We start from the raw sequence: 12,320 nt of genomic DNA on the forward strand, positions 1-12,320 counted from the left end.
TACCTTTCCCGTACTTTTTGGAGAACGAGACATGCCTCGCAGGCACCGGCTGTCCGCCCTCGTCCTCGCCCACGTTCTCGTCGGACTGCTGGCCGGTGTGCTCGCCGGCGTGTTTGTCGGTGTGCTCGTCGACGCGGCGCGTCCCGCCCCGGCGGCGGCGCACGACGCGACCACGAAGGCCCACGCCACGGTGACCGGGACGGGCTCGGACGTCAGGGCCGTGCTCGATCTGGAGTACGACCTCCTCATGAAGTCGGCCTGGCTGTACGCGGAGGCGTACGACGCGAAGGAGCGGACCGAGCAGCTCCGCCAGCTCAAGATCAACCACGACGCCGTCATCGACTACGTCACCCGCCGCTTCGCCGTGACCTACGACGACGCACCGTGCACGCCCACGCCCGCGGGCGACGCGGACGTGCGCGAGCGCGCGAAGGTGGCCTTCGCGGTCGTGACCCTCGACTACGACTGCGCGGGCGACGGCCCGGGGCAGCACGCGATCTCCAGCGCGCTCTTCCCCGACGCCGAGAGCTTCGTGCATAGCACGGAGACGCTCGTCGGATACCGGCTCGACGGCACGACCGGCTCCGCGGTCCTGACCGCCGCCGGCCCGACGCTGCGGATCGGCGAGCGCCGGGCCGCCCACCAGGTCGGCGAGTTCTTCCTGCTCGGCGCCGAGCACCTGCTGTCCGGCCTCGACCACATCTTCTTCCTGCTCGCGCTGCTCATCGGCGCCCGCCGGCGCCGCGACGTCGTCGTCACGGCCTCCGCTTTCACGGTCGCGCACAGCATCACGTTCCTCCTCGCGGCGATGGGCGTCGTCGACGTTCCGGCGGCGATCGTCGAGCCGGTCATCGCCGTATCGATCATCGTCGTGGCCGTCGCCAACCTCCTGGGCCGCGGGGAGGAGAGAGCGGGCAGATGGAGGCTGCCGGTCGTCTTCGCCTTCGGCCTGGTGCACGGGCTGGGCTTCGCGAGCGCGCTCGACATCGACGAGAGCGGGTCGTGGGGGCTGCTCCTGTCGCTCCTGAGCTTCAACGTCGGCATCGAAGTGACCCAACTTGTGATCATCGCGGTGCTCTTCCCACTACTGACGCTGCTGCGCCGCACGTCCGCCGCCCGCTGGGTGACGGTCGCGATGTCGATCCCCATCGTGGCGGTCAGCCTCTACTGGTGCGTCGACCGCGTCACCCTCCCGTTCTGACCGGGAACGGCGTATGCCCGCGGTAGGCCGGAGGCCGCGACCGTCATGCTGGAAGGGGGGTGGGTGTGATGGCGGAGACCGACCTTGTTCTGGTGACCGGCGCCGGCGGGGGAGTCGGTGGTGTGGGCCGCACGGTCGTGGAACTGCTGCTCCGGCGCGGCCTGGCCGTCCGGGCGATGGCGCACCACGACGACGACCGGGCCGGGGCTCTGCGCGCGCTCGGCGCCGAGGTCGTCGTCGGCGACCTCACCCGGCCCGCGGACGTGGCGCGGGCCCTCGGCGGGACCCGCCGGATGTTCTTCAGCATGAGCGTGGCGCCGTCCTACCTGGAGGCCACGACCGTTGTCGCGACCGTGGCACGGGCCGTCGGCGGCCTCGACGCGCTGGTCGCCATCTCGCAGCTGACCGTCTCGCAGATGGACGCGGTCAGCACGAGCGAGTCGCACCAGCAGCGGTTGCACTGGCTGTCCGAGCAGGTGCTCGACTGGTCCGGCCTTCCGGTCGTGCATGTCCGGCCGACCATCTTCCTGGACAACCCGCTGTTCACGACGCTGGCCGCGCGATCCATCGCCGAAAGCGGCACGATCCGGCTGCCGTTCGGGACCGGCCGCACCTCGCCCGTCGCGGCCGACGACGTCGCCCGGGTGGTCGCGACCGTCCTGGCCGATCCGGGTCCGTACGTGGGCCGGGTCCTGGAGCTGACCGGCCCGCGGTCCGAGGACATGACGGACGTCGCCACGGAGTATTCGCGCGCTCTCGGCAGGCCGATCTCCTACGTCGACGTGCCGTGGGAGACCTGGGTCGAGCAGGTGCTCACGCCGTCCGGACTCGGGGCGCACGTCGAGGAGCACCTGGCCACCATGGCCCGCCTGCATCGGGAGAACCGGTACGACCGCATGACGCGTACGGTCGAGGAGGTCACCGGGAGGCCGGCGGAGACGGTCGAGGAGTTCGTCGCGCGCCGGAAGGAGCGGTTCGCCGGCTGAACCCCGGCGGGAACCTCAGGCGCGGTGCGTACGCGACGGCCCCCAGGGGCCAGTGCTCGGACAGCCATTCACTGACGACGGCGCCGTCGCCGCGCGTACTTCGCGTCCCGGCTCCCGGCTCCGTCGCCGACGCCGGCGGGGAGGAGTTCCCTCTCGGCCTCCGGGGCGGGGCGGGTGGCCGAGAGGGCCGCCAGGTTGGCCGCCAGCAGGTCCACCTTCTCGCTGAGCGCCCGGATCTGCCCCATCACCGCGTTGTGCTGCTTCAGCTCCAGCTCCTGGTCTTCCTTCCATCGCGACGCGTTGACCTCGGTCTCCATCGCGGACACGATCACGCCGATGAGCAGATTGAGGACGAAGAACGCCGTGATCACGATGAACGCGGCGAAGAAGATCCAGGCCATCGGTTCCTTGGCCATCACGTCTTCGGCGACTGCCGGCCAGTTTTCCACCGTGAGCACGGTGAACATCGTGAACAGCGACTTCCCGAGGTTCCCGAAGTACTGCGGGGCCGCCTGGCGGAAGAGCTGCTCGCCGATGACGGCCGCCATGTAGAGCGACAGCATCAGCAGGGCCAGGATCGAGGCCAGCCCCGGAAGCGCGGTGAACAGCGCCGAGACCACCCGCCGCATGCTGGGGACCACGGATATCAGCCGCAGGACGCGCAGGAACCGGAAGAGCCGCAGGATCGACAACGACTCCGAGGCGGGCACGATGGCCATGCCGACGACGATGAGGTCGAACCAGTTCCACGGATCGCGGAAGAACGCCTTCCCGTGCGCGGCGATGCGCAGGGCGAGCTCGACGACGAAGATCGCGATGATGACCCGGTCGGTCCAGAGGAAGGCGGCGGGGTACCGGTCGGCCAGATCGGGCGATGTCTCCAGCCCGAGTGTGATCCCATTCAGCGTGATGACGGCGATGACGGCACGTTGGAAGGCCGGAGCGTCAACGAGGGCGCGGAGCCGTTCGCGGGAGAGATCGGGCAAACCGGTACTCCTGGATCAGGGGGCGTTGTGATCATCTGAAATCCTACAGAACGGTCTCCGGCCGGCCGTGATCATGTCCGTGGTTACGTGCTCCGGCGCCGTCGCGGGCTCGCCCCCGTAGAGCCGGGAACGGCGCGGAGTTCACGCCGTGGTGACGAGGACCCCGTCGTCGTCACTGAACAGTTCGGCGCCGGGACGGAAGACCACGCCGCCGAAAGCCACGGGGACGTCGCGCTCGCCGGCGCCGTCCTTGGTGCACCTGCGGGGGTTGGAGCCGAGCGCCTTGAGGCCCAGGTCGAGGTCGCGCAACGCCACGACGTCGCGGACCGCGCCGTTGACGACCACCCCGGCCCAGCCGTTGGCCACGCCGATGCCCGCGACGACGTCGCCGATCAGCGCGGTGTGCAGCGACCCGCCGCCGTCGACGACGAGGACCCGCCCCTCCGCCGGCTCCGACAGGACCGCCTTGATGAGGGCGTTGTCCTGATGGCAGCGCACTGTCGCGATCACGCCGCGGAAGGAGCGGCGCCCGCCGTACTGCCGGAACTGCAGGTCGCAGGAGTCGAGCTCGGTCTCGCGCTCGTCATACAGGTCCGCGGTCGAGATGTCCATGAACGGCCTTCCTGGTCGGTATCCGGGTGGTCTCTATGATCTATGTGGACCGAACGTTGCCACAGCCCGCTCGCCGGCGTCGACGCCGGGGCCGCGCCTGTACGTCACCTTCTCCATGTCCCTACGGTGAGGTTTTCGTGGCGTGAAGGTGGTTGTCGGGAAGGCGGATCCGGCTTACGTTTGACCCGATGACCAGATTTCTCATCTCGGTCACGAAGATCCGGGGGCGGCTCGCCGTACCTGCGGTCCCGGGGGCGCGAGCAGGGGCGGCCAGGGGGCGACCACCCGCTCCGGCGCGTCCGGTCAGGCGGAAGGCACGGGAGGGCAGCCGTGACGCAGGTCGATCTCGGAGCGGTGAGCCAGGTCGAGGCCGAGCGCGACAGGAGGGCGGAGCGGATCCTCGACGCGGCCGGGGAGTTGCTGGTGGCTTGGGGATACCCGCGCGTGACAGTGGGCGACATCGCCCGCCGCGCCGGCGTCGGCAAGGGTACGGTCTACCTGCACTTCACCACGAAGGAGGTCCTTTTCCTCACGGTCCTGCTGCGGGCCCAGAGCAGGATGGTCGAGCGGTTCGTCCAGGAGATCCGGGCCGATCCGTTGGCGGTCCTGCCCAGCCGGGTGGCCGCCGCGGCCTACCTGTGGGTTCACGAGGATCCGATCGTTCGCGCGATGTTCACCGGCGACCTCGAGACCCTGGGCACCTTGAGCAGGAGCGCCGCCCACGTCATCGGCGATCTCATGGAGGTCCGGGAACGGACTCTCGACGGTTACTTCCGGCTCCTGCGGGAACACGGCCTGATCGTTCCAGGGCCGTCCCCGGCCGCGCAGCGGCACGCGTACGTCGCCGTGCTGACCGGGTTCCTCATGATCGAGCCCATGCTTCCCTCGGGCGTCCCGAGCGTCGCGGACAACGCGGACATGGTCGCCCACGTCGTCCGCGCCGCCTTCGAGACGCCGCGCGCGTCGGAGGCGGCGGCGGCGGTGGCGCCGCGGGTGGCCGATCTCCACCAAAGCCTGCTCGACCGGTTGAACGAAGAGATCGGCAGGCAGAAACGCATCTGACACGCCCGATGGAGGCGACGATGAGCACTCCCAGCACCACCAGTTCCGTCGACATGATGGACCCCGCCCTGCTGAGCGACCCGTTCCGGGGGTACTCCCGTCTCCGGGAGGAGGCTCCGCTCGCGCGTGCGGCCTTCGTCGGAGGTGGCACCCCGATCTGGCTGGTCACCCGGTTCGACGACGTCAAGACGGTGCTGAGTGACCAGCGGTTCGTGAACAACCCGGCGAACGTGCCGGGAACGGATGCGCATGACCTCCGCGAAGAGATCATCAGGGCTCGCGGCGTCCTGCCCGAGTACGCCCAGTACATCCTCGACAGTGTTCTCGACGCCGACGGCGCCGACCACATCCGGCTGCGCAGGCTGGTCTCCCGCGCTTTCACGGCGCGGCGTGTCTCGGAGCTGCGCCCGCGCGTGGAGCAGATCACCGAAGACCTCCTCGACCGGCTTCCCGGCCTCGCTGAGGACGGCGTGGTCGATGTCATCGAGGGGTTCGCTTATCCGCTGCCGATCACGGTGATCTGCGAGCTGGTCGGCATCCCGGAGGAGGACCGCCCCCAGTGGCACGAATGGGGCAGGGCGCTGTTCTCCATCGAGCCAGGGGCAATCAACGAGCCGCTGCGCCAGATGATCGACCACATTCACGACCTGATCGAGCGCCGCCGGGCCCGGCCGGCCGAGGACCTGCTCACCGGGCTGATCCGGGCCCACGACGAGGACGGCGACCGCCTGAGCGACGTCGAGATGGTCACGATGGTGCTGACCCTGGTCCTGGCCGGGCACGAGACCACCGCCCACCTGATCGGCAACGGCACGGCGGCCCTGCTGACCCACCTCGACCAGTGGGACGCGCTGCGCGCCGATCCGGCGCTGGCGCCTCGTGCCGTCCACGAGCTGATGCGCTGGTGCGGGCCCGTGCATGCCACCCGCCTCCGGTACGCGGCCGAGGACGTCGAGATCGGAGGGACGTTGGTGCGGCGCGGCGAGCCCGTGATGGCCCTGCTCGTCTCGGCCAACTACGACCCCCGCCGGTTCGGCGATCCGGAGCGCCTCGACATCGCCCGGGAGCCGGACGGGCGGCGTGAGGTCCACGTCGGGTTCGGGCACGGCCTGCACTACTGCCTCGGCGCGGCGCTGGCCCGCCAGGAGGGCGAGGTCGCCTTCCTGGCGCTGACCCGTCGCTTCCCCGGCCTCCGCCTGGCCGTGCCGCCCGAGGATCTCGAACGCCAGCTCCTGCCCGGCTCCTGGCGTCTGGCCCGGCTCCCCGTCCGCCTCGGCCTCTGATCGGCCCCGTCCCCGCGCGCCGGCCAGAGCGCGCGAGGGGCGTCCGCCGGTGGACGCCGGACATGGGTGCGGCCCGCACCGCCGGGGGAAACCGGTCGGGCGGGCCGCGCTCATCGTCCCGCCGCCTCGCCCGTCCGCTTTCCGGCCGGGCGAGGCGGTCCGCCTGTTAGAACGCCGCCCCCTGGTCCAGTCGGTCACGGCCCCAAGGGTCACGGCCCCAAGGGTCACGGCCCCAAGGGTCACGGTCCCAACGGGCACGGTCCCAACGGTTCCATCGGTTCCATCGGTTCCACCGGCCCCATTGGTCCCTCGGGTTCCATTGGTCCCAGCGGTGGTCCCTGTCGACCCGAACGCAGTCGTACTGCGGGCAGGGCAGGGTGAAGCACTGCTTGGGCGCCGGGACGCAGACGGTGCCCGGCGGGCACAGCGCGGCGGCGCACGGCGATCCGGGCGCACACGCGGCGCTCGACGGCACGGCCGCGACGGACGATGTGGAAGCGTCGGCCGCCCAGGACGGCGCCGCCGACAGCGAAAGCCCGGCGGCGACAGCCGCCGCCAGCACGAAACTGCGAAGCATTGATCCCCCGATCACTTTTGAGCCCCCCGCGGATCATGCTCACATATGAGGGCTACCGATCCGGGGCGCGCCGCGCGGGCGATATGAAATTGGCGAGCGCCGCGCGCAGGTCCGTCGGCCCGCCGTACACGACGCCGGTCATGCCGAGTGCCACGGCGGCGGCGACGTTCTCGGGCCGGTCGTCGACGAACAGGCAGCGCTCGGCGGCAGCGCCCGCGCGCTTGGCGGCGCCGTACGAGTCGGTGTGGACGACTGCCGGCACGCGAGCGAGGGGGCGCCCGATGCGGACGCCGCACACGGGCGCGGCCCGCACCGCCGGGGAAACCGGTCGGGCGGGCCGCGTTCACCGTTTCGTCGCCTCGCCCGTCCGGTCTCCGGTCGGGCGAGGCGGTCCGCCTGTTACAGCACCCGCAGACCCAGGTCGACGTCCAGGAGCGCCGACCTCCCATGGTGGTCGTGGTCGCAGTCGTCGTGGTCGCACCGGTCGTCGCAGTGGCACCGGTCGTCGCACCGGTCGTCGCAGCGGCAGCGGTCGTCGCACCGGTCGTCGCACCGGCAGTGATCGTCGCAGCGGCACCGGTCGTCGCAGTCGCACCGGTCGTCGCAGCGGCAGCGGTCGTCGCACCGGTCATCGCACCGGCAGTGATCGTCGCACCGGTGGCAACGGTCCCACCGGTCCCACCGGTCCCACCGGACGGAGTCGTACAACGGGTAGGGCGTGGTGGCGTACGGCGATCCGGGCACGTAGGCGGCGCTGGGCGACACGGCCGTGGTGGACGGCGCGGAAGTGTCGGCCCAGGACGGTGCCGCAGACAGCGAAACCCCAGCGGCGATGGCTGCAGCCAGCACGAACTTGCGAAGCATTGATCCCCCGATCACTTTGGAGCCCCCCGCGGATCATGCTCACATGTGGGGGCTACCGAGACTGGTTCCGCCACGCGGGCGATATGAAATCGGCGAACGCCGCGCGCAGGTCCGTCGGCCCGCCGTACACGACGCCGGTCATGCCGAGTGCCACGGCAGCGGCGACGTTCTCGGGCCGGTCGTCGACGAACAGGCAGCGCTCGACGGCAGCGCCCGCGCGTTCGGCGGCGATCTCGTAGATGCGGCGGTCCGGCTTCGCCACCCCCACCCGGGCGCTACTGACGACGGCGTCGGTGAAGCCCGCCATGCCGAGGCGCTCGATCTCCTCCTCCAGCCGGGTCGTGGCGTTCGTGACCAGCACCACCGGCACCCGCCGCCGGGCCTCGGCCAGCAGGCCGCGCGCCTCCTCGTCGATCCAGGACGGCACGGCGGCGAACTCCTCGACCAGCCGCGCCGCGCGCCCCGGCGAGCCGAGGACGTCGGTGAAAGCGGTGACGAGCGACGCCTCCCACTCCTCACAGGTGATCAGCCCGAGCGAGGCCGGCCCCATCAGCGCCGGGCTCAGCGCCGTCTTCAGGATCGTGCCGGGCGCGAGTCCGTACGTCTCGTCGATCCGCGCCTGGGCGACGGGGTCGTGGAACCTGAGCACGCCGTCGAAGTCGCACAGCACCGCGTCGAAGGGCAACGTCACCTGATCTCCTCGTCTCGGGGGCGGCGGACGTACGGCCCTTCGCAATCCTGGCCGATCTTTCCCTTCTCGGGAACATCGTCGGGACGCCCGGCCGGGGCGGGGAGGAGCGTGGACGGCGGCGGGACCGTTCAGCGGACCCGGGCGCCGTCCGCTCCTGAGGCGTACTCCGTGCCCAGGAGTCGTGCGCAGGAGGCGTGCTCAGAGGAAGGACGCGGGCGGCCCGTCGGGGCGCGGCCGCGGCGTCATCGCGGACAGGGCGGTGACGACGGTGGCGGAGATGGCCTGCGCGGCCTGCTTGACCAGGGCGGTGACCTCTCCCGACACGGCCGACCGCGAGGGGCAGGCCACGCTCACCGCCATGCGCACGCCGCCGTCACCGTCGAACACCGGCGCGGCCGCGCAGACCACGCCCTCGGCGAACTCCTCCCGCGAATAGGCGACGCCCCGGCGGCGCACCATCCTCAGCTCCCGGTCGAGGGCGGCGTGCCCGACGATCGTGCGCCGCGTCATGCGGTCGAGGGTCCCCCGATCGTGGAAGGCCGAGTTGAGCCCGTGGTCGAACGCGAGCAGCACCTTGCCGCTCGCCGTGCAGTGGAGCGGGGCGCGATCGACCTCGTCGGACGGCGAGCTCACCCGGTCGTGGCCGTAGACGCGTTCGACGTAGGCGATCTCCAACCCCCGCGTGACGGCCAGGTTGACCGTCTGCCGGGTCCGCTCGTAGAGGCGGATCATGTGCGGGAGGACGAGGGGGCGGGTGCCGGGGATCATCCGCGGCCCCGGCCCGGCCAGGGTGGCCAGCCGGTCGCCGATGGCGTAGTCGATGCCGACCCGCTGCGCGAGGCCCTTGGCGCACAGGACGCCGAGCAGGCGGTAGGCCGTCGTCTTCGGCAGGCCGGTCCTCCTGGACAGCTCGGCGAGGCCCATCGGCTGAACGGCCGCGCTCAGCGAGGCGAGGATCGTGATCCCCTTCTCCAGGCTGCTCGGTTTCTCGAGTGGCCCCTGGTCGTCCGGTGCGATCGGCGGCGGTGCGGCGGGGAGCGATTGTGGCACGGACGACGGCCCCTGATGGGTGATGGTTCGCGGCATTCTGTCGGTGCGCACCTTACGGGAGATGTGAGGGCAAACTCCGGCTACGAGATTCGCAAGACCATGATTACCCATGGCAATGAATCACCACACTGCGTATCAAAGATGTTATGGATCCGGATCACCGCACGTGGGGCGGGGACGGCCGCCGGGACCGTTCCACTATCCGGAATGGGCTCTTCCGCGCGCTGTAGTCGATCAATAGCGTCCTGTGCATCGGAGCTTCCTCGAGGGGACGGACGATGACGGTGGAGAGTGACCAGGCGTCGATCGGGCAGGCGGCCGACACGGCGCTCGCCGAGGTGGTCGGCGGGGCGGAGGAGACCGCCGGTGAGGCTGTCAGTGAGGCTGTCAGTGAAACCGCCCGGCGGATGCGAACGCTGGTCGACGAGAGGCTCGCCCGGTTCCTCGACGAGCACGCCGCCCCCGTGGCGGATCCGGAGGTGACCACGGCCTACCGCCTGCTGCGCGGCTTCATCCTCGGCGGAGGCAAACGGGTCCGGCCGCTCCTGTGCTACTGGGGGTGGCGGGGAGCCGGGGGAGCGGACTGCGACCAGATCGTCACGGCGGGCGCGGCGCTCGAACTGTGCCACGCGGGCCTGCTCATCCACGACGACATCATGGACAGCAGCGACCTGCGCCGGGGGCATCCGACGATGCACCGCAGCCTCGCCGGGCTGCACCCGGGGCTCGCGGCCCGCTCGTTCGGGCAGGCGGCGGCGATCCTGCTCGGCACGCTCACCCTCGCCTGGTCCGACGAGCTCCTGTCCGGCAGCGGGGTCGAACCGTCCCGGCTGAAGCGGGCCAGGGCCCTCTTCGACCGGTTGCGCACCGAGGTGATCGCCGGGCAGTACCTGGACATCCTCGCCCAGGTCCGCGACCTGCCGACGGTCGAGCAGGCGCTCACCGTGGTGCGCTACAAGACGGCCAAGTACACCGTGGAGCGCCCCCTGCAGATCGGCGGCGCGCTGGCCGGGGCCGACCCCTCCCTGCTCGACGTCTACTCCCGGTTCGGCGTCCCGCTGGGCGAGGCGTTCCAGCTCCGCGACGACGTGCTCGGCATGTTCGGCGACCCGGCGCAGACCGGGAAGCCGGTGCTCGACGACCTCAGGGAGGGAAAGCACACGATCCTCATCGCGCACGCGCTCCAGCACGCCTCACCCGCCGAGGCGGCCCACCTGCGCAGATGGCACGGCAACCCGGAGCTGACCGAGGAGCAGGCCGCCGGCGTGCGGCAGATCGTGATCGGCACCGGGGCGCTGGCGCACGTGGAACTCATGATCGACGGCCGTGCCCGCGAGGCGTACGACGTCCTCCACTCCGCGTCGATCGGCCCCGAGGCCAGGGCTGGGCTCGCCATGCTGGCCGACGGACTCATCCACCGCACCCGCTGACGCCGCGCCGCGGCGCCCCCTCGCCGTGCCGTACGGCACGGCCGGCGTCGCGTGCCCGCTGCGCGGACCAGACGACACCCCACACGCGGAACCTGACCGCGCGCCGAGAAAGCCGACCCTCGCCGCGCGTTTCGCGAGCACGCCCAGGAAACCGACAGAGAACAGGTGGTTCACGTCATGACGGAGACCGTTTCCTCCAACGAGCAGCCGCAGCTCAGCCTCGGCACCGCCGCCGCGCGGAACCTGGCCACGACGACCAAGTCCGTGCCGCAGATGCAGGAGATCACCTCGCGGCACCTGCTCAAGATCCTTCCTTGGGTCCAGGTCGCGGGTGGCGTGTACCGGGTGAACCGGCGGCTCAGCTACGCCGTCGGGGACGGGCGGATCACGTTCGTCTCCACCGGCGCGGACGTCCGCGTCATCCCGGCCGAGCTGTGCGAGCTGCCCACGCTGCGCGGCTTCGACGACACCGACGTGCTGGAGGCGCTCGCCGAGCGGTTCACCCAGCGGGAGTTCGAGCCGGGCGAGGTGATCGTCAGCGCGGGCGCGCCGGCGGACCGGGTGGTGCTGATCGCGCACGGCAAGGTGAACCGGCTCGCCGCCGGCGCGTACGGGGCCGAGAAGGTGGCCGACGTGCTGGCCGACGGCGACCACCTGGGCGACCGGGGCCTGACCGACGAGGCGGCCGCGTGGGAGTTCACCGCCAAGGCCATCACGCCGTGTACGGCACTCGTCCTGACACGTGGAGCGTTCCAGGAGATCGCGGCGCAGTCGCCGGGGCTGCGGGAGTACCTCGACGGCCGGGAGCCGGCCGACGGCCGGGCCGTCAACGCGCACGGCGAGGCGGAGATCGAGCTGGCGGCGGGTCATGCGGGGGAGGTGGCGCTAGACGTTCGTGGACTATGAGGCGGAGCCGCGGGAGTACGAGTTGAGTGTGGCGCAGACGGTTCTGCGGGTGCACACGCGGGTGGCGGATCTGTACAGCGAGCCGATGAATCAGACGGAGCAGCAGTTGCGGCTCACGATCGAGGCGTTGCGGGAGCGGCAGGAGTACGAGCTGGTCAACAATCGGGAGTTCGGCCTGCTGTACAACGCGGATCTGGGGCAGCGGGTCCATACCCGCACCGGCCCGCCCACCCCCGACGACATGGACGCGCTGCTGGCCAAGGTGTGGAAGGAGCCGGGCCACATCCTGGCGCACCCGCGCGCGATCGCCGCGTTCGCCCGGGAGTGCAACAGCCGCGGCATCTACCCGCAGACCGTGGAGATGCACGGCAACCGGGTCCCGGCCTGGCGCGGGGTGCCGATCCTGCCGTGCAACAAGATCCCGGTCAGCGACCGCGGGGTGAGCTCGATCCTCGCGATGCGGACCGGCGAGGCGAACCAGGGCGTCATCGGCCTGCACCGCACCGGCCTGCCGGACGAGTACCAGCCCGGGGTGTCGGTCAGGTTCATGGGCATCAGCGACAAGGCGATCATCTCGTACCTGGTCACCACCTACTACTCGGCGGCGGTCCTGGTCCCGGACGCCCTCGGCGTCCTCGAGAGCGTCGAGATCGGCTAGTGACCGGCGAAGAG

Annotated in this window: 13 protein-coding genes; 7 read left to right on the forward strand and 6 right to left on the reverse strand. The window is 71.1% G+C overall.

What is annotated here, in order from left to right:
• Positions 1–31 precede the first annotated feature (31 nt).
• Together ACQP1V_RS19070 and ACQP1V_RS19075 are read left to right on the forward strand one after the other, a co-directional pair.
• The gene (locus ACQP1V_RS19070) at positions 32–1,201 is read left to right on the forward strand and encodes a HupE/UreJ family protein (protein WP_433424910.1); all 1,170 of its coding nucleotides are present in this window, start codon (positions 32–34) and stop codon (positions 1,199–1,201) included.
• Between the two features lie 68 nt (positions 1,202–1,269).
• Positions 1,270–2,187, forward strand: a complete 918-nt coding sequence (locus ACQP1V_RS19075) for an NAD(P)H-binding protein (RefSeq protein ID WP_433424911.1) — start codon at positions 1,270–1,272, stop codon at positions 2,185–2,187.
• Positions 2,188–2,255: 68 nt separating this feature from the next.
• On the opposite strand, the gene ACQP1V_RS19080 is transcribed toward ACQP1V_RS19075, so the two are convergent.
• Positions 2,256–3,173 (reverse strand): ion transporter, encoded by a 918-nt coding sequence (locus ACQP1V_RS19080; protein ID WP_433424913.1) that lies wholly within the window; start codon positions 3,171–3,173, stop codon positions 2,256–2,258.
• Positions 3,174–3,314: 141 nt separating this feature from the next.
• Positions 3,315–3,785, reverse strand: a complete 471-nt coding sequence (rraA, locus tag ACQP1V_RS19085; protein ID WP_433424915.1) for a ribonuclease E activity regulator RraA — start codon at positions 3,783–3,785, stop codon at positions 3,315–3,317.
• Positions 3,786–4,115: 330 nt separating this feature from the next.
• Here rraA and ACQP1V_RS19090 point away from each other — a divergent pair, with 330 nt between their 5' ends.
• Together ACQP1V_RS19090 and ACQP1V_RS19095 are read left to right on the forward strand one after the other, a co-directional pair.
• Positions 4,116–4,847 (forward strand): TetR family transcriptional regulator, encoded by a 732-nt coding sequence (locus ACQP1V_RS19090; RefSeq protein ID WP_433424916.1) that lies wholly within the window; start codon positions 4,116–4,118, stop codon positions 4,845–4,847.
• Positions 4,848–4,867: 20 nt separating this feature from the next.
• Positions 4,868–6,130: a cytochrome P450 family protein gene (locus tag ACQP1V_RS19095; protein ID WP_433424918.1), complete on the forward strand. Its 1,263-nt coding sequence runs from the start codon at positions 4,868–4,870 to the stop codon at positions 6,128–6,130.
• 629 nt (positions 6,131–6,759) lie between these two features.
• Here ACQP1V_RS19095 and ACQP1V_RS19100 read toward each other — a convergent pair.
• From ACQP1V_RS19100 to ACQP1V_RS19115, 4 genes are all read right to left on the reverse strand, one after another.
• The gene (locus ACQP1V_RS19100) at positions 6,760–6,969 is read right to left on the reverse strand and encodes an HAD-IA family hydrolase (protein ID WP_433424920.1); all 210 of its coding nucleotides are present in this window, start codon (positions 6,967–6,969) and stop codon (positions 6,760–6,762) included.
• Positions 6,970–7,106: 137 nt separating this feature from the next.
• The gene (locus ACQP1V_RS19105) at positions 7,107–7,571 is read right to left on the reverse strand and encodes a hypothetical protein (RefSeq protein ID WP_433424922.1); all 465 of its coding nucleotides are present in this window, start codon (positions 7,569–7,571) and stop codon (positions 7,107–7,109) included.
• 52 nt (positions 7,572–7,623) lie between these two features.
• Positions 7,624–8,262 (reverse strand): HAD-IA family hydrolase, encoded by a 639-nt coding sequence (locus tag ACQP1V_RS19110; protein ID WP_433424923.1) that lies wholly within the window; start codon positions 8,260–8,262, stop codon positions 7,624–7,626.
• Positions 8,263–8,460: 198 nt separating this feature from the next.
• The gene (locus ACQP1V_RS19115) at positions 8,461–9,348 is read right to left on the reverse strand and encodes an IclR family transcriptional regulator (RefSeq protein ID WP_433424925.1); all 888 of its coding nucleotides are present in this window, start codon (positions 9,346–9,348) and stop codon (positions 8,461–8,463) included.
• 242 nt (positions 9,349–9,590) lie between these two features.
• Between ACQP1V_RS19115 and ACQP1V_RS19120 the strand changes: the two genes are divergently transcribed.
• From ACQP1V_RS19120 to ACQP1V_RS19130, 3 genes are all read left to right on the forward strand, one after another.
• Positions 9,591–10,742 carry a polyprenyl synthetase family protein gene (locus ACQP1V_RS19120; protein WP_433424927.1) on the forward strand — a complete coding sequence of 384 codons (1,152 nt, stop codon included), beginning with the start codon at positions 9,591–9,593 and terminating at the stop codon, positions 10,740–10,742.
• 177 nt (positions 10,743–10,919) lie between these two features.
• Positions 10,920–11,648: a cyclic nucleotide-binding domain-containing protein gene (locus ACQP1V_RS19125; protein WP_433424929.1), complete on the forward strand. Its 729-nt coding sequence runs from the start codon at positions 10,920–10,922 to the stop codon at positions 11,646–11,648.
• Between the two features lie 28 nt (positions 11,649–11,676).
• The gene (locus ACQP1V_RS19130; RefSeq protein ID WP_433425881.1) at positions 11,677–12,306 is read left to right on the forward strand and encodes a family 2B encapsulin nanocompartment shell protein; all 630 of its coding nucleotides are present in this window, start codon (positions 11,677–11,679) and stop codon (positions 12,304–12,306) included.
• The last annotated feature ends 14 nt before the right edge of the window (positions 12,307–12,320 follow it).

It is taken from the genome of Microtetraspora malaysiensis (genome assembly GCF_050947145.1).
GTDB classification, from domain to species: domain Bacteria; phylum Actinomycetota; class Actinomycetes; order Streptosporangiales; family Streptosporangiaceae; genus Microtetraspora_A; species Microtetraspora_A malaysiensis.

Coding starts and splice junctions, on each gene's coding strand:
- ACQP1V_RS19125 (WP_433424929.1), top strand. CDS start 10,920: ATGACGGAGACCGTTTCCTCCAACGAGCAGCCGCAGCTCAGCCTCGGC.
- ACQP1V_RS19105 (WP_433424922.1), bottom strand. CDS start 7,571: ATGCTTCGCAAGTTCGTGCTGGCTGCAGCCATCGCCGCTGGGGTTTCG.
- ACQP1V_RS19070 (WP_433424910.1), top strand. CDS start 32: ATGCCTCGCAGGCACCGGCTGTCCGCCCTCGTCCTCGCCCACGTTCTC.
- ACQP1V_RS19115 (WP_433424925.1), bottom strand. CDS start 9,348: ATGCCGCGAACCATCACCCATCAGGGGCCGTCGTCCGTGCCACAATCG.
- rraA (WP_433424915.1), bottom strand. CDS start 3,785: ATGGACATCTCGACCGCGGACCTGTATGACGAGCGCGAGACCGAGCTC.
- ACQP1V_RS19095 (WP_433424918.1), top strand. CDS start 4,868: ATGAGCACTCCCAGCACCACCAGTTCCGTCGACATGATGGACCCCGCC.
- ACQP1V_RS19075 (WP_433424911.1), top strand. CDS start 1,270: ATGGCGGAGACCGACCTTGTTCTGGTGACCGGCGCCGGCGGGGGAGTC.
- ACQP1V_RS19120 (WP_433424927.1), top strand. CDS start 9,591: ATGACGGTGGAGAGTGACCAGGCGTCGATCGGGCAGGCGGCCGACACG.